Origin of the sequence: Devosia nitrariae (genome assembly GCF_030160115.1) — a bacterium.
Taxonomy (GTDB): Bacteria; Pseudomonadota; Alphaproteobacteria; order Rhizobiales; family Devosiaceae; genus Devosia; species Devosia nitrariae.
On the sequence record NZ_BSNS01000022.1, the window covers coordinates 467,094 to 487,617 of the forward strand.

Annotated in this window: 22 protein-coding genes and 1 pseudogene; 9 read left to right on the forward strand and 14 right to left on the reverse strand. The window is 63.4% G+C overall.

Features of this window, described 5'->3' with window-relative positions; translation table 11 throughout:
* Positions 1–39 precede the first annotated feature (39 nt).
* Both QQK18_RS21910 and QQK18_RS21915 read left to right on the forward strand, forming a co-directional pair.
* Positions 40–441 (forward strand): toxin-antitoxin system TumE family protein, encoded by a 402-nt coding sequence (locus QQK18_RS21910; protein ID WP_284342496.1) that lies wholly within the window; start codon positions 40–42, stop codon positions 439–441.
* Complete coding sequence (locus QQK18_RS21915) at positions 438–815, forward strand: HVO_A0114 family putative DNA-binding protein (protein ID WP_284342497.1); 378 nt, start codon at positions 438–440, stop codon at positions 813–815. The genes QQK18_RS21910 and QQK18_RS21915 overlap by 4 nt, the downstream gene beginning before the upstream one ends.
* Before the next feature lie 98 nt (positions 816–913).
* Here QQK18_RS21915 and QQK18_RS21920 read toward each other — a convergent pair whose 3' ends face one another.
* Positions 914–2,065 carry an epoxide hydrolase family protein gene (locus QQK18_RS21920; RefSeq protein ID WP_284342498.1) on the reverse strand — a complete coding sequence of 384 codons (1,152 nt, stop codon included), beginning with the start codon at positions 2,063–2,065 and terminating at the stop codon, positions 914–916.
* Between the two features lie 226 nt (positions 2,066–2,291).
* Here QQK18_RS21920 and QQK18_RS21925 point away from each other — a divergent pair, with 226 nt between their 5' ends.
* Positions 2,292–2,600 carry a TM2 domain-containing protein gene (locus tag QQK18_RS21925; protein ID WP_284342499.1) on the forward strand — a complete coding sequence of 103 codons (309 nt, stop codon included), beginning with the start codon at positions 2,292–2,294 and terminating at the stop codon, positions 2,598–2,600.
* Between the two features lie 3 nt (positions 2,601–2,603).
* On the opposite strand, the gene QQK18_RS21930 is transcribed toward QQK18_RS21925, so the two are convergent.
* Positions 2,604–3,734 (reverse strand): serine hydrolase domain-containing protein, encoded by a 1,131-nt coding sequence (locus QQK18_RS21930; RefSeq protein ID WP_284342500.1) that lies wholly within the window; start codon positions 3,732–3,734, stop codon positions 2,604–2,606.
* Between the two features lie 63 nt (positions 3,735–3,797).
* Here QQK18_RS21930 and QQK18_RS21935 point away from each other — a divergent pair, with 63 nt between their 5' ends.
* On the forward strand, positions 3,798–4,409 hold the full coding sequence (locus QQK18_RS21935; protein ID WP_284342501.1) for a TetR/AcrR family transcriptional regulator: 612 nt from the start codon (positions 3,798–3,800) through the stop codon (positions 4,407–4,409).
* Positions 4,410–4,500: 91 nt separating this feature from the next.
* Positions 4,501–5,265, forward strand: coding sequence for a class I SAM-dependent methyltransferase (locus tag QQK18_RS21940; RefSeq protein ID WP_284342502.1), 765 nt, complete (start codon positions 4,501–4,503; stop codon positions 5,263–5,265).
* A gap of 88 nt (positions 5,266–5,353) precedes the next feature.
* Here the strand turns inward: QQK18_RS21940 and QQK18_RS21945 are convergent, their stop codons facing one another.
* The 7 genes from QQK18_RS21945 to QQK18_RS21975 form a co-directional block, all read right to left on the reverse strand.
* On the reverse strand, positions 5,354–5,869 hold the full coding sequence (locus QQK18_RS21945; RefSeq protein WP_284342503.1) for an SET domain-containing protein: 516 nt from the start codon (positions 5,867–5,869) through the stop codon (positions 5,354–5,356).
* Positions 5,870–5,891: 22 nt separating this feature from the next.
* Positions 5,892–6,287 (reverse strand): VOC family protein, encoded by a 396-nt coding sequence (locus QQK18_RS21950; protein ID WP_284342504.1) that lies wholly within the window; start codon positions 6,285–6,287, stop codon positions 5,892–5,894.
* Entirely contained in the window at positions 6,284–6,592 is a 309-nt protein-coding gene (locus QQK18_RS21955) for an ArsR/SmtB family transcription factor (protein WP_284342505.1), read from the reverse strand. Before QQK18_RS21955 ends, QQK18_RS21950 begins: the two co-directional genes overlap by 4 nt.
* 42 nt (positions 6,593–6,634) lie before the next feature.
* Positions 6,635–7,303 carry a DNA alkylation repair protein gene (locus tag QQK18_RS21960; RefSeq protein WP_284342506.1) on the reverse strand — a complete coding sequence of 223 codons (669 nt, stop codon included), beginning with the start codon at positions 7,301–7,303 and terminating at the stop codon, positions 6,635–6,637.
* 169 nt (positions 7,304–7,472) lie between these two features.
* A complete protein-coding gene (locus QQK18_RS21965) occupies positions 7,473–7,892 on the reverse strand; it encodes a YybH family protein (RefSeq protein ID WP_284342507.1) in 420 nt (139 codons plus the stop codon).
* A 101-nt stretch (positions 7,893–7,993) separates the two neighbouring features.
* Positions 7,994–8,413 carry a VOC family protein gene (locus QQK18_RS21970; RefSeq protein ID WP_284342508.1) on the reverse strand — a complete coding sequence of 140 codons (420 nt, stop codon included), beginning with the start codon at positions 8,411–8,413 and terminating at the stop codon, positions 7,994–7,996.
* Between the two features lie 35 nt (positions 8,414–8,448).
* Entirely contained in the window at positions 8,449–9,534 is a 1,086-nt protein-coding gene (locus QQK18_RS21975; RefSeq protein ID WP_284342509.1) for an alkene reductase, read from the reverse strand.
* Positions 9,535–9,678: 144 nt separating this feature from the next.
* Here QQK18_RS21975 and QQK18_RS21980 point away from each other — a divergent pair, with 144 nt between their 5' ends.
* A complete protein-coding gene (locus QQK18_RS21980; protein WP_284342510.1) occupies positions 9,679–10,596 on the forward strand; it encodes a LysR substrate-binding domain-containing protein in 918 nt (305 codons plus the stop codon).
* 459 nt (positions 10,597–11,055) lie between these two features.
* Here QQK18_RS21980 and QQK18_RS21985 read toward each other — a convergent pair whose 3' ends face one another.
* The 4 genes from QQK18_RS21985 to QQK18_RS22000 form a co-directional block, all read right to left on the reverse strand.
* The gene (locus QQK18_RS21985) at positions 11,056–11,505 is read right to left on the reverse strand and encodes a FixH family protein (RefSeq protein ID WP_284342511.1); all 450 of its coding nucleotides are present in this window, start codon (positions 11,503–11,505) and stop codon (positions 11,056–11,058) included.
* A 462-nt stretch (positions 11,506–11,967) separates the two neighbouring features.
* Positions 11,968–13,701 (reverse strand): saccharopine dehydrogenase family protein, encoded by a 1,734-nt coding sequence (locus tag QQK18_RS21990; RefSeq protein WP_284342512.1) that lies wholly within the window; start codon positions 13,699–13,701, stop codon positions 11,968–11,970.
* Positions 13,698–14,168 (reverse strand): thiol-disulfide oxidoreductase DCC family protein, encoded by a 471-nt coding sequence (locus QQK18_RS21995; protein ID WP_284342513.1) that lies wholly within the window; start codon positions 14,166–14,168, stop codon positions 13,698–13,700. Before QQK18_RS21995 ends, QQK18_RS21990 begins: the two co-directional genes overlap by 4 nt.
* A 103-nt stretch (positions 14,169–14,271) precedes the next feature.
* Positions 14,272–16,722, reverse strand: coding sequence for a sensor domain-containing protein (locus tag QQK18_RS22000; RefSeq protein ID WP_284342514.1), 2,451 nt, complete (start codon positions 16,720–16,722; stop codon positions 14,272–14,274).
* A gap of 311 nt (positions 16,723–17,033) precedes the next feature.
* Between QQK18_RS22000 and QQK18_RS22005 the strand changes: the two genes are divergently transcribed.
* On the forward strand, positions 17,034–17,498 hold the full coding sequence (locus QQK18_RS22005) for a GNAT family N-acetyltransferase (protein WP_284342515.1): 465 nt from the start codon (positions 17,034–17,036) through the stop codon (positions 17,496–17,498).
* A gap of 137 nt (positions 17,499–17,635) precedes the next feature.
* Here the strand turns inward: QQK18_RS22005 and QQK18_RS22010 are convergent, their stop codons facing one another.
* Positions 17,636–19,018, reverse strand: a complete 1,383-nt coding sequence (locus QQK18_RS22010) for an FAD-binding oxidoreductase (RefSeq protein WP_284342516.1) — start codon at positions 19,016–19,018, stop codon at positions 17,636–17,638.
* A gap of 232 nt (positions 19,019–19,250) precedes the next feature.
* On the opposite strand from QQK18_RS22010, the gene QQK18_RS22015 reads away from it, so the two are divergent.
* Together QQK18_RS22015 and QQK18_RS22020 are read left to right on the forward strand one after the other, a co-directional pair.
* Positions 19,251–20,285 carry an AraC family transcriptional regulator gene (locus QQK18_RS22015; protein WP_284342517.1) on the forward strand — a complete coding sequence of 345 codons (1,035 nt, stop codon included), beginning with the start codon at positions 19,251–19,253 and terminating at the stop codon, positions 20,283–20,285.
* Positions 20,286–20,414: 129 nt separating this feature from the next.
* Positions 20,415–20,524, forward strand: a pseudogene (locus QQK18_RS22020) (IS5/IS1182 family transposase); the annotation flags it as partial.

Genomic DNA, 20,524 nt, shown 5'->3' on the forward strand with positions numbered 1-20,524 from the left:
AGTCTTGACGAAGCGAATCATATCATGTGAGGATATGATATGAGCGGGAGCGAACACACGCTTGCATTCCTGCTCGCCTTTAATGGCCGCGTGCATCACTACGCGGACGGGTATTTCGTGAAGTTCGAGATACGCCAGGTAGAGCCGACGAAGGAGCGTCCGCATGGCCTGCGCTACTCCTTCACGTTGCATGGCCCCGGAGGAGAGCGTCTGATCGGTTTCGATAATGCGCATGCCGTGGCGCCGCTCGGCTCGCGGTACAAGAAAAAGCCGGTAGTCACCGATCACTGGCACCGCGGGCAAGATGATGAGGGCCGCCCTTACATCTTCGAAAGCGCGGAGAAGCTGGTGGATGATTTTTTTGACGAAGTGGAGCGCGTTCTGGTTGGCCACGGGGTTTCGCTGGACGTCGTCAAAGTAGAAGACAGGAGTAACGAATGACGCAGGTGAAGATTCAAAGGCACAAGGATTTGCGCGAGCAGATGAAGGCCGTGGCACGGGGTGAAAAGCCTGCGCCGGCCGATGCCGCCCAGCCCAGTTTCGAGTCCGCCGAGGTGCTACTCCGGCTTCTCACCCCCGATAACCGGGAGCTGCTGCGCATGATCCGTGACGAGCATCCCCAATCAGTGGCTGAACTGGCACGCATCAGCAAACGGGCACAGCCAAATCTCCTGCGCACTCTCGGGAAACTCGAAGCCTTCGGCCTCATCGAAATGACCGCATCCGGCAACCGCCGCATACCGACGTCTAAGGTCACGCGACTATCGGTGGAGATCGATCCCTACTCGCTGAACGACAGACTGGAGATCGCGTAGAGGTCCGCAACTGCCGCCATCTCGGTGCGCTTTGAAGATAAACCGAGGCCGTAGGCGCTGCCGCCCTTCGCGCGGCGAGGGGGCGACAGCGTTAGCTCTTAGCGCAACCTTCTAAAGAACGTGCGGATATCCTCCACCAGCAGCTCCGGCTCCTCCATCGCCGGGAAATGGCCCCCTTGCGCGAACTCCGACCAGTGCTGCTTTTCGTGCTGCGGGTCCATGGTGCGGCGCATCAGCGGATGGGTATTGAACACGGCCCAACCCGTCGGCACGTCGGAAGGCGCGGTCCAGCCGCCGATCGAATGGGTGCTTTCCCAGTAGAACTGGGCGGACGAGCCCGCACTGTTGGTGAACCAGTAGAGGGCGATATTGGTCAGGAGCTGGTCCCGGTCGACCGCCTCTTCCGGCAGGACCTTGGCCGGGTTGGTCCACTCCTTGAACTTCTCGACGATCCAGGCGAGCTGGCCGGCGGGTGAATCGCCAAGACCATAGGCCAGCGTCTGCGGCTTGGTGCCCTGCTGGCGCGCATAGCCGTCGCCGTCGCGGTCGGCAGCCTTGATCGCCTCGAGTTCGGCTTTTTCCTCGTCGGTCAGGTCCTCCGGCATCGGCAGGTAGGTGCCGACGGCGTTGAGCGTGCCGCGGTCGCTGGCGACATGAACGCCCACCACCCGGTCCGGGTGGAACGAGGCGAGATGGCCGGCGATCCCTGCACCGATGTCGCTGCCGTGCGCGCCGTATTTCGAGTAGCCGAGCCGCGCCATGATTTCGGCATAGGCGCTTGTCGTGCGCGCCAGGTCCCAGCCAGGGCTCGTCAGCGGCGTCGAGTAGCCGAAACCCGGCAGCGACGGCACGATGACGTCGAACGCATCTACTGCATCGCCCCCGAACGCCACCGGATCGGTGAGCGGGCCGATGAGGCGTTGGAACTCGACGAACGAACCGGGCCAGCCATGGCAGAGCACCAGCGGCAGAGCGTTTTCGTGCGGCGAGCGCACGTGCACGAAGTGGAACGGCTGCCCATCGACTTCAGTCGTGAATTGCGCGAAGCGGTTGAGCGCCGCCTCGTGCTTGCGCCAATCGAAGCCCTGCACCCAGTACCTGGCCAGGGCCTCGATGTAATCGCGCGGAACGCCGCGGCTCCAGTCACCGGCGGGGTCGGGCCGGGCCCAGCGCACGCTGTCGAGCCGCGTCCTGAGGTCGTCGAGATCGGCGTCGGAAACATCGATGGTAAAGGGGGTGATCATGGTCATGGTCGGTCTCCTCATCTGATAAGACCGTCATGCGCCAGGCCTGCTGACAGGCCATGTCAGCAGGATGCAGGCACCGATACCGGGGCGAGGAGCTGTCGGATGCGGAGGCTCTGCCACCGCATCACCACCTCCGATGTCGTTTTGCAGTGAACCGTGCGGGTAAGTTGCTCCGGCCTTGAACGCGTGTGCGGGCTCACCACTTTCAAAGTGCAACGGAGAACCTGCCATGACGATGGATCGCACCTCGGCCCAATACGACATCGAGAAGAAGTCCCTGCTGGTGGCTTACCTGCTGTGGTTCTTTCTTGGCTATGTTGGAGCGCATCGCTTTTATCTGGGTCGGCCTGTGAGTGGCTTGCTGATGCTGGTCCTGTCAGCCGTCATCCTGGTAGTCTCGCTGGTCTCCTTCGGTGTGTTGGGTTTTTTGTGGTTCCTCATTGGCCTGTGGTGGCTCATAGATGCATTGCTGATCCCGGGGATCGTCGCGGGCCGCAACAGCCGGATTGCCGACCGGATCTTTTCTTCCCGCAGCTGAACCTCAGGATCCGAACTCCTCATAGACAGCGTCTCGGATATCGCGCTTGAACTGGCCCCACATGCCCTCGAGTGCCGTGTTGGTCAGAGCGAGCACCGTCAGCCGGTTGACCGGATCGATGAACCAGTTGTGGCCATAAGCGCCGCCCCATTGCAGCGTGCCAGGCGCTTGAGGTGAGCCATCCGCTGCCGGGTCCGCGAGGACTCCCCAGCCGAGGCCGAACCCCCAGCCCGGCCCGTCCGATTGCGCCGCGGCACCGCCGCGATCGCGCCTCATCTCGGCAACGGTCTCGGGCTTGAGGATGCCGCCCCCTCCTGTGCGCATCGCCTCGAAGAACTTGAGCATGTCGGCGGCCCTACCGACCATGCCCGCGCCACCGGAGGGATAGGCGGTGGGATCGAGCGCACGCGAGGGCGAATAGACGACATTGCTCGTCACGCTGCCGTCGACCATCAACTCCGGCTCGGGGGCGCCGTCGACATAGGGCGTGGCCAGCCGCTCCGGCTCGCGGGCGTGGAAGGCGGTGTCCGTCATACTGAGCGGACCGGTGACGAGACGGTCGACGATCGCCGGCAGAGGTTCACGTGCAACCTGTTCCAGAACGGCACCGATCACATCGATGCCCAGAGAATAGCGCCAACCGCTGCCGGGTTCGAATGCTAGTGGCGCCTGCGCCAGGCGCCTGAGGTTTTCGGCAAGGCCGAACGGACGCAAGTCGAGGCCGTCGGAGATGCCGAGACGCTGGTAAGCGCCACCCGGCTCTTCAATGAAGCCGTAGCCGAGCCCAGACGTGTGGGTGAGGAGGTGCTCGAGGGTGATGGCCGGCCGGGTGCCGTCGGGCAAGGCCGGCTGGAAATCGGGGAGGAACGCCGTGACCGGATCGTCGAGCCTGATGGTCCCGGCTTCGACATAATGCATGGCCGCCGCGGTGACGATCGGCTTGGTCAGCGAAGCGAGGCGGAAAACGAGGGTTTCGTCCATCGCCCTGCCCGCCTCGCGGTCGGCAAGGCCGGCGGCGCGGCGATAAATGACCTCGCCGTCGCGCAGCACCGTGACGAGGGTGCCCATGATGCGCTTTTCGGCTATGGCCCCTTCGATAGCGCGGTCGAGTGAGGATTTTACTGGTGCGGTCATGACCGGCTTCCTATATATCACAATGGTCACTCCAAAATAGATGACGCGCAGAGGAATTCAAGAGTGAACGTTGTGATAAATAAGCGTCGGCGCGGACGCCCACCCGCTTTCGATCGCAATGAAGTGCTGGGGAAGGCGGCGATCGAGTTCTGGAAACTCGGCTATGAAGGGGCTTCGATTGCCGATCTGACGGCGGCCATCGGCATCACGCCGCAAAGCCTCTACGCCGCCTTCGGCTCCAAGGCCGAGCTCTACCGTGAGGCTGTGGGCTGGTACCTCACCAATATCGGCGAAAACGACTGGGTGGAGGCCGACGACGTCGTCGAGGGCGTGCGCCAGCTCCTGGAATCACAGGCGGAAACCTTCACCCGGCCGGGCTACCCGCCCGGCTGCATGATCTCGACGGCGGTGCTGACGGCAGCGGTCGAGAACGTCGACATCGCCGCGCATATGAGCCGGCTGCGCGAGGCCAATGTCGCCCGGTTCGCCGAGCGGCTGCAGCGCGGCATCGCCGAAGGGCAACTGCGGCCGGACACCCACACGACGGCGCTGGCCCGCTTCATCGGCGCCGTCATCCAGGGCATGGCGGTGCAGGCACGCGACGGCGCCGACACCGCGACGCTGCGTGACATCGCCGCCATGGCTGTTGCTCAGATCGAGAGCTGGCGCGCCTGATCGGGAGCCGCTCTTTCGCCAGCTGGGCCGCCATTCTAAAAGCCAGCTGCGCGACAGCCCCAGAATGAGCCGTCCAACCTGGAGGACCCCCATGAATGCAGCGCTGAGTGCTTTGCGGGAAGCATGGCTTGCAGAAGAGCGGGAGGCCTTCAGCGGCTGGGACTTTTCCCACATAGCCGATCGTATCGTCGAGGACTCGCCGCCCTGGGATTACCTCGGCATGGCCCAGGCATTGATGCCGAGTTCTGCCTCAATGCTCGACGTGGATACGGGAGGCGGCGAGCGATTGCTGGACCTGCGCGACCATTGGCCCGCCAAGGTCGTCGCCAGCGAAGGATACCCGCCCAATGTCGCCGTGGCGCGGGAGCGACTGACCCCCTTCGGAGTCGAGGTCGTGGAGATGGACGCCAACAGCCCGCGCTACGATGGGCTCTCCGACAATCAGTTCGATCTCGTGATCAACCGCCATGGCGCCTTCAACGCGGCCGAGCTCACACGCATTCTGACGCGTGGCGGCGTCTTCCTCACCCAGCAGGTGCATGGCTTGTCGACGCTTGATCTGCTCGCCCACTTCGCTGCGACATCGAAATTTCCCGATGCCACCTACGAAAACGCCACTGAAAAGCAGCGTTCCGCGGGGCTTCAGATCACTGGTGGCGCAGATTGGACCGGCGCCTTTGTCGTCAGGGACGTTGGCGCGCTGGTCTACTACCTCAAGGCCCTGCCCTGGCTGGTCCCCGACTTCAGCGTCGAGACCCACTTCGTCGAGCTCCTCGCGCTGCAGCAGTGGCTTGAAGGAGGAGAGCAGCTGGTCTTTGGGAAACGTCTCTACTGGCTAGAGGCAAGGGCAACGTAGGTGAGTGAGCGACATCAGGCCAAAAACAGATCCTGCCGCGGCTCTTATACTAACCCTCTCCCACCCACCGGATGTCACCTCGGCCGCATCATCGCTGGGATTGTCTGATCGCGTCGAGGAGCGGAGGCGTCCAGTGGAGGCCATAGCGGCTCTGCAGCTCGCTGAGCTTCCAGTCGTTTCCGCTGACGACGCCACGGCAGGTCGACGATCCGCAATGGCAGTCCATCCGCCATTGAGGACTGATGGTGTGGGTGGCGTAGTCGATGGTGATTTCCTCGCCGGCCAGGATCAGGCGTCGAGCGACGACCGTTATGGCGTCCTGATGCCAAACGGTCGGATCACAGCTGTGGTTGCCGTACCGGACAGGGTGTGCCGGGTCGATGAGGATGTGCCGGCCTTCGCCGACGCAAAGGCTGCTATAGGGCGGGGTCAGGCGGGCAAGGGCGTCATCGTCTATGACCTTCCCGCCGAGCCGCATGACGGGCTCCCCAGGTTCGACGTTGCGGACGGCGAAGAGGCCAAGGCCCTCGATTGTCGAACCGCGGACCTCGGCAGCTTCGGTCAACCAGCAGTCGGCGGGAATGGATATTGGGGTGGCGGTCATGATGCAGCTTCCCGGCAAGCTCCTACTTCTCGATCATCTCGATGATCTGGACGAGGTTGCCGCAGGTGTCGTCGAACACCGCCATGCGCACGGTGCCGGCATCCATGGGTTCGGTGGTGAACCTGACGCCGAGATCGCGCAGCCTTTTGAACTCGGCATCGACATCGTCGACCTTGAACGAGGCAGCCGGTATGCCGTCCTTGACCAGCGCATCCTTGAAGGGTTTGGCCGCAGGATGACCACTGGGCTCGAGCAGCAATTCCGTTCCGCCGGGATCTTCGGGCGAGACGACCGTCAGCCAGCGATCCTCGCCGCCTATCGGCATGTCGTGCTTGGCGACGAAACCGAGGGTCTTGGTGTAGAACTCCAGTGCCTTCGACTGGTCGTCGACCAGCACGCTCATAACGTAGATTTTCATCGGCCATTGCCTTCCTGAAGGTGTCTTGCAAGCCAGATCTCGACCGCCTCTCGCAACGGCTTGAGATCGAGCGAATGGATCTTGGTTCGGCCCGACCAGGTGACGCGAATGAGCCCGGATTTTTCGAGCATGTCGAGATGCTGGGTCACCGCCTGTCGCGAGATCGCTTTTCCATCCTCTGCCACCGACGCGGCGCAGATCTGGAACAGCGACTGGTCGGGCTGCTCACGCAGCCGGTCGATGATCCTGCGTCGGGTCGGGTCGGCGAGGGCTCTGAAGATGTGGTCAAGCTGGTCGGCGTTCATACCGACGCATTATGCAATGATTTTATTGCATGTCAATCTGGTTCAGGCCGCCTCACCTTCGCGACGCCGGACCATCTCGGCGATCCACATCGGCGCATAGGGTGACGTGCAACCCGGCGAGGCGGGATAGTCGATCAGGACCTTGAGCTTTTCGCCGATGGCGACGGCACGCTTGCGATGCTCGGCATAACGAATGCCGATCTCGGCGAGGCAATGGTTCATCGACCACTGCTTGGGCTCTGGCGCCGCTTTCATCTCACGCTCGATCTGGTCGAGCAGGCCATCAAGATCAAGACCCTCAGCGTCCTTGACCACACGGTCGGTCGTCAGGCTCCAGCCGGCGCGGCCAACAAGCCCCGTTTCGTCCTTCCAGCGCAAACGCAACTCTTCCGTTTGCTTGCCGGGCTTGACGATGTTGGTGATGAACCAGTCGAGCAGCTTCGGTGCGCCGATGTCGCGGATCATGCTGTCGAGTTCGTCAACGGAGAAAGCCTTGGGCCTGGCGATCAGGGTCGCCAGCAGCCGCGCGGCGGTGTCGCCGCTGCTCCACAGATCCTTCGCCAGTTCATGCTGGGTCTTCAAGCGCTTGCCCAGGGCACGCAGCGCTGAAAGGTTCACACCGTGATCGTCGCCGCGCTCTTCGTTGATAGCCCGCATCCTGGGATCTTCCAGCGAAGCGAGTTCAGCCAGGACGTCATCGAGCTCGGACATGAAGCTCCTCCCAGTGGTCTGTCGCACGACCAGCCTTGAACGCCGCGGCGTCGGTCGCGCATATCCGGTTCTGACGCCGGAGACGATAAGACAGGCTATCAGCTGATCCAAGCTTGAATGGCGGGGCATCCTGGCTCTATTCAACGAGGCGGATCTACCAGCCGTTGCCCTAGGGCACCAGATCCATGACCGCACGCCCGCTCGCGAAATCAATGGGAAATGAGACATGTTCGTGCGCAGTCAGCCATTTGTCATCTGACCGTTGGCAGCAGGAGGTGACGCGTACCCAGCGCTCAACCTCAAGCCCGTTCTTCAGAGCTCCACTTGCCCGCACCAGCATATAGGCGACGGCGACATCCCCGCTGGCGGATATCTTCAGGTCGCGGATTTCCTGGCCAATCGAGCCCTTCCAGCCATCGAACCAATGCAGGAATCTGTCCCGAAGCACAGCAGTGCCGACGTATTGGAGGGGAGGCACAGTGTCGAAATAAACGACGTCCGGAGAATAAAAGGACATGAGACGATCGATGTCCTTCATGCGGATAGCCTCGGATCGGCCGTCCAGCAGCGCTTTGACCTCGTCAAACATGACGTCGTCCTTTCGGGGGATGGTTCCGTTCAATGATGCGATGGCCGGCAGGCTGAGTCCGCGGCCATCGCCGTTCGTCGTCTCTCGAACCCGTCAGGGAGTTACTCGCCCGGCGCGGCGGGTGCCGCCTGCATGTCCATCCAGGCCGGCTCGAAGACATGGCCATCAGGATCCTCGAAGGTGCGGACGTACATGAACCCCATGTCCTGTGGATCGCGAATGTCGGCCTTGCCGCCGGCAGCGGCAGCCGCCTGCGTGATCGTGTCCACCTCTTGCCGGCTGTCACGTGAGAGGGCGATCAGCATGCCGACCGCCTCCCGGGCGTTGGCAATGGGCTTGGTCGCAAAGCTCCTGAAATGATCGTGCGTCAGCAGTTGGAAGGTGATGGTGTCGGACCAGACCATCGAGGCCGAATTCTCGTCGCTGAACTGTTCGTTCTTCTTGCACCCGATCGCCTCGTAGAAGCGTGTGGCGGCGGCGAGATCCTTCACCGGCAGGTTCACGAATATCATTCTTGGCATTGCCATTCTCCTGGTGGCTTTTGGTAAGGGTCAATCTATCGCAGGGCCTCGAAGACCTGACGACTGTAAGGCGTCAGCGCTGCGGCCGATCGAACCTTGGCGACCAGATCGGCATTGGCAAGGAACAATCGCCCGAATGCGGCCAGATCGAAGCGGACCTCGGCCAGTGCCATGCTGGCGGTATCGGGCGTATAAGCGCCACAGCCGATCAGGGTGCCGTCGAAGTGACGCCGCAGGAACGCGGTCGACTTGCCCCCGAGATAGTCATAATCGATGTCGTCATCGACCCCGGTATGCACATAGGCGATGGGACGGGAGCTCATCGCCTCGAGCACGGCGATCAGCGCGTCCTCGTCACCGGGGGTGAACTCCATTTCCGCGAAGTGTGCCGCCGGCGACACGCGTACGCCGACCCGCTCGTGACCGATTTCGGCGGCACAGGCATCGACCACATCGATCAGGAACCTGGCGCGGTTCTGCGCCGAGCCGCCCCACTCATCGGTGCGTTTATTGGTATGCTGGCGCAGGAACTGCTCAGGCAGATAGCCATTGGCGCCGTGGATCTCGATGCCATCGAACCCTGCGCGCCGCGCATTGGCGGCGCAAAGCGCATAGTCCGACAGCGTCCTGGCGATGTTCCCCCGCGACATCGGCCGAGGCATTTCATGAGTGAAGTCGTAGTAGCGATCGCCGCGGTGCTTGGTGACGTCGAGCACGGCGGACGGGGCCAGCGGCGTCGTTCCGGAATAGAAGGAGTGGGCCATCCGACCAAGATGCCAGAGCTGGCAGAAGATCTTGCCGCCCCGCTCATGCACTGCCGAAACCACTTCCGCCCAACGCCGGACCTGGCTGTCGGTGAAGATACCCGGCGTGCCGGGCCCACCCTGGGCTTCCTTGGAGACAATGGTTCCCTCGGTGATGATCAGCCCGGCCTCCGCGCGCGCTGCATAATGACTGATGGCGCCGCGCGTGGGCGCCAGATCGATCTCGGAGCGATTGCGGGTGCAGGGCGCCATCACCATGCGGTTGGAGAGCACGATCTCCGCGTTGAGGACGAACGGCTCCAGCAAAGTGGCGGTCGGACCGCCCGATCCATGGATGACTGAGGCATCGTTCAACATCGGTCCCGCTCCTAAGAATTACTTGATCCAGGCTGGTTGTGGAACTCATAATGGAACGGCGATACAGGGGCGGTCGATCGCAGTTATCGAAACGGGGCTTAAGCAAAACCGATGATACCCTTGTCCGCGCTTCCCCTGAATGCGTTGCGCGCCGTCGAGGCGGTCGGCCGTCTGGGAACCCTGGCGGCGGCGGCAGAGGACCTCAATATCTCTGCCAGTGCGGTCTCCCAACACCTCCAGAATGCCGAAGGGCGCATCGGCATGAAGCTGTTCGAGCGCAGGCCTTCGGGGCTGGTGCCGACGCCGGCCGGGATCCGGCTTCTCCCGCGCCTGGCGAACGGATTCCGGGAGATCGTCGATGGCGTTGCGGGGCTGCAGGCATCGGATTCCAAGGTCTTGACCATCACCATGGGTCCCGCCTTCGCCTCGGCCTGGCTGGTCTCGCGCCTCGGTCGTTTCTCTCAAGCCTATCCGGGCATCCAGCTTCGGCTGGTGGCGACCACGGATTTGATTGACCTCACCCGCAGCGATATCGATCTGGCCATACGTCTGGGGGTTGGTCCCTGGGACGGCCTTGCGTGTCACAGATTGATCGCGCAGAGCATCTTTCCCGTGGCGGTGCCGGACCTCGCCCGGCAGCTCCAAGGCCCTGCGGACCTGGCGAAGGTCCCGGTCATACGCGAGGACAATTCCGGGCCCGGCTGGCCGGAATGGTTCGCCGCGGCCGGCATCTCCAATATGCCTTTGGTGGATGGGCCGGTTTACAGCGACCCACAACTGGCGTTCGAGGCCGCGCTCGCGGGTCAGGGCGTGATGCTGGCCTGGTCGCTGATCGCCGCCGACGCCCTTCGTGACCAACGTCTTGTTCGCCCGTTCGCGCAAGCACTCCCCACCGAGCTCGGCTACTGGCTGGTCTCGACGCCGGACGCATCGCGCAAATCCAAGGTCAAGGCCTTCCGCAGCTGGATCGAAGCGGAATTGCGGCTTTCCGACGCCGGTTTGCAGACCGAAAGCCCGGCCGATGCGCCCGACGCCACCGCGTCGGCGGCGGGGGCCGGATGAAAGCTCCACTCCGGGCCGGTCGGAGTGAAGCGTCTCGCCGGCGAGCCGATTTGAGCATCCATGCCGCAAGCCTTACTTGAACTACAGTGCGGGCTTTCCGAGGGACCCGGTGCTTGCGGTGCAGAGGTTGACAAGGGTGCGGCTCGCCCGGCGGCCTGGAGGTAAGCGCCGGACGCTTCTGCGCGGTTCATTGCCTGCAGAACGTCCTCGGGACTGATTCCGAGATCGTAGAGCCGGTGCGCCGGCATCTGCAGCAGGCTCTTGAGCGCATTTCGCTGTTGGCGACGCTTCCTTGCGCTCCGGATCACTCCGGTGATCTCCTCCAGGAGGATGGTGAGAACCGACTTATGACCGGCATTGGGCAAGCAGCTTGTATCGATGGTCATCCTCATTCTCCTTTTTGTGTCTCGAGGCAATTCGTGCTGTTGCTCTCCCCAAAGCCTGCCGGCTGTTGCCTGGCTAGAGCGTGAAATTGAACGTGGCTTGATCCTCGCCGGCTGGTGTCTCGACGTGGATGTTCACGACCCACCAGCCCGCCATGGTGAACAAGATGTTCTCTACCTCGAACCAACCGTCACCGAGGTCGCGGGCAACTCTGGGTTCGGCCGGCAGGCCGTGGCCGTGGCGCGGCATGCCGCCATCGACCGTGATGTCGTTGACACCGACGGCGGAGCCATCGGTCATCGTCACCTCGACGATCCAGGTCTGCGGCTCGCCCATGGTGATCGGGCCCGGCTCGATGCTGGCAACGAACGCCTCGGTCTCGCTTGTCCTCGTGTGGGACAGGTCGAGATCGCTGGGCGCCGGCATCAGCATCATGACGCCATGAATGGCTGCGGCGGTCAGCGCCACTCCCAGGGGAACCGCCCAGAACATCCGGCGGGGCAGGCGTTGGACAAGGGTGGTCATCTCGTGCTCCTTTCATGATGCACGGGCAGTCGGGAATCTGGGTAAATTCGGTCGGGCTAGCGACGTGCTGGAGCCTTATGCCCTCTGAAAGAATCAGGGCGCCGGCTCTAGATTTTTGTTGTCGCAGCGTTTTCTATTGCGGCGTCTGTTGGCGCGGATATTCCAGAACACATCGCTTCATCGTTCCCACTCCTTCGTGGCGCAGCGGGTTCGGCCGGTTGCCTTGTGGTGTTGGATGCTGCTCCTTCCCGACGGACTGGTCGATCGCGATTATCGCAAGTGGGGTTTAGTAAAACCGATCCTGCCGGCACTGCTCAGTGTCGCCGCAAATGAGGATCGCCTCACCCGCAGTCAGAGCTGCCGATCTATGCGGCGGAAGCCTCTATTCGAGGGGCGAGGGGAAGGGTGCCAGCCAGTTGCGCTTGGGTGACATCCGGTGGGTGGGATGGTGCCTCTTTCCGGCTACCTCTCCACATCCGACGTCATTTCCACCGGACCTTCCCACCCCTCGGGACGCGGCTCGAGCCAGCCTGCATAGCGCACGATCAGGCCTACCCAAGGATGCGACAGCTCGACATGGAAGTGGAATTTTCCGTCGTGCTCGGCCTCAAAGGCATTGCAGCGCGGCGCGAGGATGAGGGGCAGCGGGACGCCGAACAGGCGCCAACGGCGGATGATGAAGCGCAAGCGGCCCGCATCGACGACGAGGGCGAGGCCGAACTCGGCCGGGCCGAAGCGTTCAGTGAGCAAACGCTCGTCCCGCCCCTCTCCGACCCGCTGAAAGCTTGAGAACTCGTGGCCGGCAAACGTGCGCGTCCACTCCTCGCCTTTATCGCTGCGCTTGAACGACACGGTGACCGGCAGGTCGCCGCCGGCCCCCGGGAACCCGACCAGCCGTCGGATCAATCGGGCGAACAGGCTCCTGCCATTGTCGACACAGCCAACGCCGTCCGCCACCGTCGATTGAGACGTTTCGTGCATGGCGCGAATGGTGTGCGGAAGCTCCATCCATGCGCTGCCGAGGACGCGTGGGTAGAGCGGCAGCAACCGCTCGCAAGTTTCATCGCGCAACCCTGCAAAAATCGTTCGACCCTCGAACACCTCCTCATAGTCGGACAGTTCAAGCGCGTCGGTCGCCGGGCGAGCGCCCGCTGCCGGCGAGGTTCCGGCCAGCACCTTGCGTACGATCGCGTCGACTGCCATCGACGGAATGAAGGGACCATCGGATCCCTCGGCGAGCAGGTGCCAAGACCTCTTCACGCCTCCGCCGTCGCCGCGCCTGCCCCGGAGCTCGATGAACATGCCCCCTCGATGCTCGCCCCAGCGCACCCGGTTGATGACGGCAAAGCAGAACCGCGCCAGCGGCGCGATGGTCGGCAGAACGCCAAGGCGCACCAGCCAGGCAAGCCCGTTGAGCAGGCGATGGAGGACTTCCGGAACCGGTCCCGCTCCCATCCAGATCGATTTGATGCGTGGATCGGCCGCCGGGACGAGCAACAGGTCGGGTACGTCGACCAGCGAGAAGCGCGTGCTCTTCAGCGGCAGACGCCCCGGCGGCGCGATGGTGTAGTGCCGGGTTTCGGTCAGGGCGTGAGCGCTGGTGATGCGGCCATCGCGCATCAGCCGGATGGGCTGGCCGGCATAGTGGGTGATGGCGCGGATGACGTTGAGCCCGACACCGGCATAAGGCGAGGGCGCGATACCGCCGGCCACGCTGGTGATCTCGACCATGTCCCGCGACAACGCCCTGACCGCTGCCGCTGTCAGCACCGGAAAGCTGCTGACGCCCGAAAGCACGAAAAGGCCCTTCTCTTGCGCGGCGGCGTCGAACTGCGCGATCCCCTCGACGAACACCGAGCCGTCGGCGAGATCGAGGTAGTTGGCGCCCGTCGCGATCGCGGCGCGCACCACACGATAGGGATCGCGCCCATAGCTCTGGAACGGCCCTGAGGCATCGACGACGATGTCGGGCGCGACCTTGAGGAAGGTCTCCTCGGGATCGTGGTTGCGATCGATGACCATCGGCGCGTATTCGGCACCGACCGGCAGCGTTGCGATGAACTGCTCGGCCTTTTGCCGCGAGCGACCGGCGATGATGAGGGAGAGGCGCGCATCGCCTGAAAGCAGTGTCGCGAGCCGGCCGCCGAAGGTGCCGTAGCCTCCGAGGATCAGGATGCGCAGGCGCTTGTCCGTCACGCGAGGAACCTCGCCCTGACACCGGCATCCGGCACGAAACAGCTCTCGCGTCGTCCGAACCAGCGAAACCGGTTACTGGCAATGAGGTCATAGGCTCTATCGAGCAGCGGCCGGGGAAACACGCGCGCCAGGTTGATCAGCGACCACGGAAAGCCCAGCCCCGCGATCATCTGCAGCGACCCTTCCGCCTTGAACAACGCCCGGCCGTCGCGGATGAGGATGTTGGTCTCGTAGTCGGTGGGATCGAGGCCGTAGTGCTGATAGAGCGCTGCCCCGAGCGGCGATTGCGCCGGCAGGAACCGGTACCGGCCCGACCTGTCGTGCCGCAGGGCGAACCTGACCCAGCCCGAGCAGAATTTGCACTCACCATCAAAGACGATGATCGGCTGGTCGTCCGGAAACGGCGGGACGTTCGGATCGCTGCGGTAGCTATAGGGTGCCTCGCGGGCGTCGGGCGAACGGCGCATATCCCTGAACCTCTAAATGGTCCAGACGCAGCAAGGTTAGGACAGGCAGTCGGCCGATCCAAGCTTCAACCGGGCCGCCGGCGCTTTTGCCGCATGCCACGTTTCACGCCGAACGTACCCTGCCCCTCACGGGCCTGTGTCCGTGCAGGATCTTCACCATCTCCGCGTTTGGAACCGGAACACCGAGCAGATACCCCTGCGCTTCGACAAAGCCCTCGGTGCGGACGGCCGAAAGCTGGTCTTGCGTCTCGACGCCCTCGACCGTGGTCGTCATTCCGAGGCTCTGGCCGAGCCCGACCACGGCGCGCAGGATCGCAAGGGACTCCGGGCTGTCGGGCAGATCCCGAACGAACTCCCGATCCACCTTGATCTTGTCGAACGGGAAGCTGCGCAGATAGCCGAACGATGAGTAGCCCGTGCCGAAATCATCCATCGCGATCCGCACCCCCAGTTGCCGCAGAGCCCGCAGCGTTGCGAGGTTTCCGGCGCTGTCGTCGAGCAGGACGCTTTCGGTGATCTCGAGCTGCAGCCGGTCCGGGCGCAGATCCGCAGCGGCCAGGGCCTTGGCGACCGTGTCGACAAGCGAAGAGTTCCGGAATTGCAATGGCGAGAGATTGACGGCGACGGCCGCATCGATGGGCCAGCGGGCAGCGTCGGCGCAAGCCTTCTCCAGGACCCAGGCGCCCAGCGGAATGATGAGGCCCGACTCTTCGGCGACAGGAATGAACTCGTTGGGGGGAATGAGCCCGCGCTCAGGATGCCGCCATCTTGCCAGCGCCTCGCACGCGGTGATGTGGTTGGAGGCGATATCGAAGAGCGGCTGATAGTGGAGCTCGAGCTCGCCCCGCGACATCGCCCCCGCAAGCTCGATCCTCACCAGGTGGCGCGTACGCATCGCTGCGTCCATGCCACGCTCGAACATGCAGTAGCTGCCCCGCTTGCCGGATTTTGCCCGGTAGAGCGCGGTATCGGCGGCCTTGAGGAGATCGCTCGAATGCCCGGCGTCGATTGGGGCGAAGGCGATGCCGATACTCGCGCCCACGCTCGCACCGGCGCCTTCGATGTCGAACGGAACGGCCAGCGCGTCGATGATCTTCTCCGCCAGGCGCCGGGCACTGTCCGGGCCAGGAGGCGAGCGCTGGGCGATGGCGAACTCGTCGCCGCCGAGCCTAGCCAGGATGTCCGCCTCGCCAATGCACTGCTCAAGCCGACGCCCCACCTGGTAGAGCAGCGCGTCGCCGGCCGCATGCCCAAGGGTGTCGTTCACCTCCTTGAAGCCGTCGAGATCGATGTAGTGGAGGGCAATCAGATGGTTGCCGCGGACCCGGAGCATTTCGTCGATCCGTTCCAGGAAATAACCGCGGTTGGCGATGCCGGTCAGGACGTCGTGGCTGGCAAGATGTGCGAGCTGCTGCTGCGCCTGCAGCCGCTCCTGCTCCGCCTGTCGGCGCAGCGCAATGTCCTGGATGACGACGATGGTGGACTCGGGCCGGCCATGCGCGTCCATGATGAAGGAGACGCTCACTTCGCACCACACAGCTTCACCATCCGGCCGCAGGTAGCGCTTTTCGAGCTGGAAAGGTTCTCCAGTCCTCACATGCTTCAGCCACTTCCGTTCGTTGGCCGGGTAGTCGTCCGGATGGGTGAAATCGTGCATCGGCAGGCCATCGAGCTCTTCTTTGGTGCGACCGAGCAGCTCACAGAACCGCTGGTTGACCATCAACACCCGGTTGTCGAGATCCCGGTGCAGGATGCCCACCATGGTCTGCCCAAAGACCGTCGACAGGCGCCGCTCGCTCCTTTCGAGCGCGAGCTCGGCCGCTCTGCGTTCGCTGATGTCGATGAGGGCGCCGACATAGCCGGCGAACTCATCGCGCTCGGTCAGCCGCGGCCTGCCCTGGTCCAGGACCCAGGCCCAGCTGCCGTCGCGCCTGCGCAACCGGTATTCGATTTCGACCGGCTGCAGTGACGCGCTTGCTTCAATGAACGTTGCCAATACCCGCTCGCGATCGTCGTCATGGACGCAGTTGAGCCATCCTGTGCCGAGCGCGTCGGCCTCCGCCTGGCCGGTGACATCGGTCCAGAGCTGGTTGAACATCGTCGACTCGCCGGCCGCGTTCGTCACCCAGATCATCACCGGCGCGCCATCGGCCATCTCCCGGAATCGCGCGTCGTTTTCCCTAAGGGCGTTGATCGAGAGTCTGAGCTCGGTGATATCGAAAATGGAGACGACGATGACGTCTTCCGGCCCATCCGCCCCGGGGATCGTCGCCCGACGCTTGCGCGTCAGGAATGTCTTCGTCACTCCGGTCGGGTCGGTGAACACCTCCTCGACCTGGCTGTCCTCGCCGGTGGCGAGGACCTCGTCATCGATGGCACAGAACGCGTCAGCCTGTTCCTTGGGCACGAAGTCGTGGTCGGTGCGTCCGAGCATGTCCTCGGGCGGGCGAGCAAACAGCGCGCACGCCGCTTCGTTGAGATAGACGAACCGATGCATCCGGTCCTTGACGAAGATCGGATGAGCTATCCCTTCAAGGACTTCGAGCGATGCCATCGCGGTGAGCTCAGCGCTTGTCTTATGGGACCCGTCGGGGTTCATTCGAGTAATCTTTGCCAACTGTGCCGGTTCCGGCTCAAACGGCCGTTGTATTCCACTACGGTCGCACCATTGTTGCCCCGGCCGACGCAATTTTAACGAACGTTTGTGGGCATGCGCCATTGCGACACCCTGCTGCCCAAGCCAGGAGCACCTATGCCGGCGGCGCCCCATGCGGTTAGCCGGCCACGATAGCGGTTGGGACCGGCCATCCTCCTTCGGGCGCTGGCCGACTTGCCGAACCGTCGATTTCCGGCTTCCATGCCCCAATGACGCAAGCACTTCATATTCGTCCGGCCGAGGAGAGCGACCTGCAGGTGTTGCTCGACCTCTATGCCCATCTGGACGCCAGGGACCTGCGCTGTCCGCCCGACGAGGCGATCCGCGTCTTCCGCAGGTTCCAGCTTTACCCGGGCAGCACGATCCTGGTCGGGTTCGTCGGCAAGACCATGGTGACCAGCTGCACGCTTGTCGTCATCCCCAACCTCACGCGTGGCGGCCGGTCCTATGGCCTAATCGAGAACGTGGTGACGCACAGCCACTATCGGAACCGTGGCTTCGGCAAAGCCCTTCTCGATGCCGCGGCCGAACGGGCATGGGCTGAGGATTGCTACAAGGTGATGCTGATGACCGGATCGAAGACCCCCGCCACCCTCGCCTTCTATGCGTCCGCCGGCTTCGAGCAGACCAAGACCGGGTTTCAGATGAGGCGCCATCCGGCGCGGGAGGGATGACGGGCAGATGCCGGCGCCGGGTTCACCTCACCAGCGCGCCAGCACGCGGAACCGATCCCACCGCGGCCGGCCGGCAGCCCGCGATCACAAAACTGTCCGGATGCCGGGGCGCGCCCAGGCATCCGGACGCTCGCCCGCTAATCCGCCGGCTGAATGTTCTGGTTCACGTGGAAGAGGTTCGACGGGTCATATTGCTTCTTGACTGCCGCCAGCCTTGCGTAGTTGTCGCCGTAGCTCGCCTTCACGCGCGCCTCGCCTTCGTCCTCCATCATGAAATTGACGTAAGCACCCCCGGGGTTGAATTTGTGGACCGCCTCCCAATAGGCCCGACCCCACCGCGTGAGCGATCCGGCTTGTTGCGGGTTGGCGTCGATTCCGGCGATCACCATCGACCATGTGGCGTCCCGGGCGACCCAGGCCGTCTCGTTCTTGCCCACACGGCGCACGGCCCCATCGATGGGGTAAAGATGCATCAGTGACAGCTCGCTCGGTGCTTTCGCCGCCTCGGCGATATGGATGTCGATGGCCTCGTCGGGCAGGTCCTTGACGAAGTCGCCCTTCCAGTACCACTGCAGCCCCTTGGGGAAGAACCCGTCGAACAGCCCCTGCATCGCCGGGAAAGGCATGACGCTCATCCAGTTGAAGAAGGGCTCGGGGAGCTTGTCGATGAGCGGGGCCATCGCTCTCCTGCCGTCTTCCTCCGAGCCGTTGAAGCTCGCGATCACGGCGCAGGCACGCTGCCCCCACGCCTCGCGCGGGAACGGATCCATCGAGGGAACGGTCTTGAGGCCGACAAACGCTCCCAGTTCCTCGGGCGCGTTGGGAAGGAAGTCGCGATAGGCGCGCATGATGTCCCGCGCGTGTCTGGCATCCCAGAAAATCGGTCCGGCAAAAACCATCTTTACCGGATGCGCCTGGAACAGGAAGCTGGTCACCACGCCGAAATTGCCACCGCCACCGCGCAGCGCCCAGAACAGGTCCGGGTTCTCCGACTTACTGGCGGTAACGAAGCTGCCGTCGGCGAGGACGACGTCCGCTTCCAGGAGGTTGTCGATGGTGAGGCCATATTTGCGCGTGAGGTAGCCTGTGCCGCCGCCAAGCGTCAGACCCGCGACCCCGGTCGTCGAGACGATGCCGAAGGGAACGGCAAGTCCGAAGGCATGTGTGGCGTGATCGACATCACCCGAGGTGCATCCCGGCCCGACGCGAACCGTGCGGGTCGCGGGGTCGACACGCACGCCCCTCATCATGGAAAGGTCGATCACCAGCCCATCGTCGACGCTGCCGAGGCCCGGACCGTTGTGCCCGCCGCCGCGGATGGCGATCGGCAGGCGGGCCTCGCGTCCGAAGTTCACCGCCGCGATGATATCTGCAACATCCTCGCATCGCGCGATGAGCAGCGGGTGCTTGTCGATCATGCCGTTATAGAGGCTGCGGGCTTCATCATAGTCCGGATCGGCCGCGCCGATCACCTCGCCGCGCAGGCCCGCAGCGAACGTTTCGATCTCTGCATTGTCCATTTTTCCCTCCCTGGCCGAAGCGGCCTCGAAGGCGGGAGACTAGCGCCCAGAGCTCGGCGCAATGAATGCCGGATCGTCCGGATCTATTGCTCGCGCGTCTGCAACCCTCAGGGATCCACTTCTGTGATCACAGAACCGTGGGATTGCGATTGCCCAGTGCTGGAGCTTGGCGGTATTGTGAAGTCAGGGGGTGCCCGGCCGGAAGTCATCGACCAGGGGAGACTTTTGTCCAATGGATGTTCTCTCAGACGTCCTTGCATCCGTACGGCTGACCGGGGCGATATTCTTCGACAGTACGTTTCATGCCGATTTTGTGGCCGAGTCGCCCAAGGCCTCGATTATCGCCGCGAACGTAATGCCCACGTCCCAATACGTTTTTTACTTCCATACGCTGCTCGAGGGTACGTGCTTTGCAGAGCTGACGGACGGCTCGATGGACCCCATTCGCCTCGAGGCCGGTGACATCGTTGCCTTTCCCATGGACGACGGGCATGCGCTCTGTTCGACAGTGGGCCTGCGGGCGGCCCCGGACCTCGCCATCTTCATTCATCCGGTCGATCGGCAACTGCCCTACGTAATCAACTCCGGTTCTGGAAGCGAGGGTTGCCGGTTCGTCTGCGGCTATCTTGGCTGCGACATCGAGCCCTACAATCCGTTCCTCGAGTCGCTCCCACGCATGCTCCACGGCCGGGGTATCGCAAATCAGGCCTGGCTGACGCAGTTGATCCACTACGCCGTATCGCAAACCGAGCGCCATCAGGCGGGCGGCGAAACCATTTTGGCGAAGCTCGCCGAGCTGCTGTTCGTCGAGGTCATCCGTCAATATGTGGAAGAACTGCCTGCAGAGTCGCGAAGTTGGTTGTCGGGGCTGCGGGACCCGCATATAGGGCGGGCGCTCCGCCTCATCCATGGCCAGCCGGCGGTGGAATGGACCCTCGAGGGCATGGCAAGGCAGATCGGGCTCTCGCGTTCGGTCTTTGCCGAACGCTTCAATCATTATGTCGGCGTCTCGCCGATGCAGTACCTCACCCGCTGGCGCATGCAACTGGCTGGCCGGCGGCTCGAGATGGCCGGCGTCAGTGTTGCGCAGGTGAGCGCAGAAATCGGCTACGAGTCGGAAGCAGCCTTCAATCGTGCCTTCAAGAAGGCGACCGGCGTGCCACCAGGACAATGGCGCAGACGCCATTCGAGCCGCCTTCAAGGTACGGCCTATCCCGAGGCACCACTTGCTTCCAGTTCTTTGCCGGAAGCGGCCGCGCAGCCTTGAGCACAGCAACGCACGTCTGCGAATTCCGTCAGAACGGGAAAGGCCCTAGGTCGTAGTGACAATTTAATCGACCTAGGGATTCCCCTTGGTTGGCAAATCAGATTCAACGCTGGCTTTTGGAGGCTGGCGATGGATGGCGAGGTTCTGCGCGACGATCAGTGGGAGAAGGTAAAGCCGGTCGTGCCGGGTGGGCGCAAGGGCAGGCGCGGGCCACGCAGCGACGGGCGTCGGTTCTTCGA

Bases quoted from the DNA above. Each gene is read 5' to 3' on its own strand.
- QQK18_RS21910 (WP_284342496.1), top strand. From the start codon at position 40: ATGAGCGGGAGCGAACACACGCTTGCATTCCTGCTCGCCTTTAATGGC.
- QQK18_RS21915 (WP_284342497.1), top strand. From the start codon at position 438: ATGACGCAGGTGAAGATTCAAAGGCACAAGGATTTGCGCGAGCAGATG.
- QQK18_RS21920 (WP_284342498.1), bottom strand. From the start codon at position 2,065: ATGACCATGATCACCCCCTTTACCATCGATGTTTCCGACGCCGATCTC.
- QQK18_RS21925 (WP_284342499.1), top strand. From the start codon at position 2,292: ATGACGATGGATCGCACCTCGGCCCAATACGACATCGAGAAGAAGTCC.
- QQK18_RS21930 (WP_284342500.1), bottom strand. From the start codon at position 3,734: ATGACCGCACCAGTAAAATCCTCACTCGACCGCGCTATCGAAGGGGCC.
- QQK18_RS21940 (WP_284342502.1), top strand. From the start codon at position 4,501: ATGAATGCAGCGCTGAGTGCTTTGCGGGAAGCATGGCTTGCAGAAGAG.
- QQK18_RS21945 (WP_284342503.1), bottom strand. From the start codon at position 5,869: ATGACCGCCACCCCAATATCCATTCCCGCCGACTGCTGGTTGACCGAA.
- QQK18_RS21950 (WP_284342504.1), bottom strand. From the start codon at position 6,287: ATGAAAATCTACGTTATGAGCGTGCTGGTCGACGACCAGTCGAAGGCA.
- QQK18_RS21955 (WP_284342505.1), bottom strand. From the start codon at position 6,592: ATGAACGCCGACCAGCTTGACCACATCTTCAGAGCCCTCGCCGACCCG.
- QQK18_RS21960 (WP_284342506.1), bottom strand. From the start codon at position 7,303: ATGTCCGAGCTCGATGACGTCCTGGCTGAACTCGCTTCGCTGGAAGAT.
- QQK18_RS21965 (WP_284342507.1), bottom strand. From the start codon at position 7,892: ATGTTTGACGAGGTCAAAGCGCTGCTGGACGGCCGATCCGAGGCTATC.
- QQK18_RS21970 (WP_284342508.1), bottom strand. From the start codon at position 8,413: ATGCCAAGAATGATATTCGTGAACCTGCCGGTGAAGGATCTCGCCGCC.
- QQK18_RS21975 (WP_284342509.1), bottom strand. From the start codon at position 9,534: ATGTTGAACGATGCCTCAGTCATCCATGGATCGGGCGGTCCGACCGCC.
- QQK18_RS21985 (WP_284342511.1), bottom strand. From the start codon at position 11,505: ATGACCACCCTTGTCCAACGCCTGCCCCGCCGGATGTTCTGGGCGGTT.
- QQK18_RS21995 (WP_284342513.1), bottom strand. From the start codon at position 14,168: ATGCGCCGTTCGCCCGACGCCCGCGAGGCACCCTATAGCTACCGCAGC.
- QQK18_RS22000 (WP_284342514.1), bottom strand. From the start codon at position 16,722: ATGGCATCGCTCGAAGTCCTTGAAGGGATAGCTCATCCGATCTTCGTC.
- QQK18_RS22005 (WP_284342515.1), top strand. From the start codon at position 17,034: ATGACGCAAGCACTTCATATTCGTCCGGCCGAGGAGAGCGACCTGCAG.
- QQK18_RS22010 (WP_284342516.1), bottom strand. From the start codon at position 19,018: ATGGACAATGCAGAGATCGAAACGTTCGCTGCGGGCCTGCGCGGCGAG.
- QQK18_RS22015 (WP_284342517.1), top strand. From the start codon at position 19,251: ATGGATGTTCTCTCAGACGTCCTTGCATCCGTACGGCTGACCGGGGCG.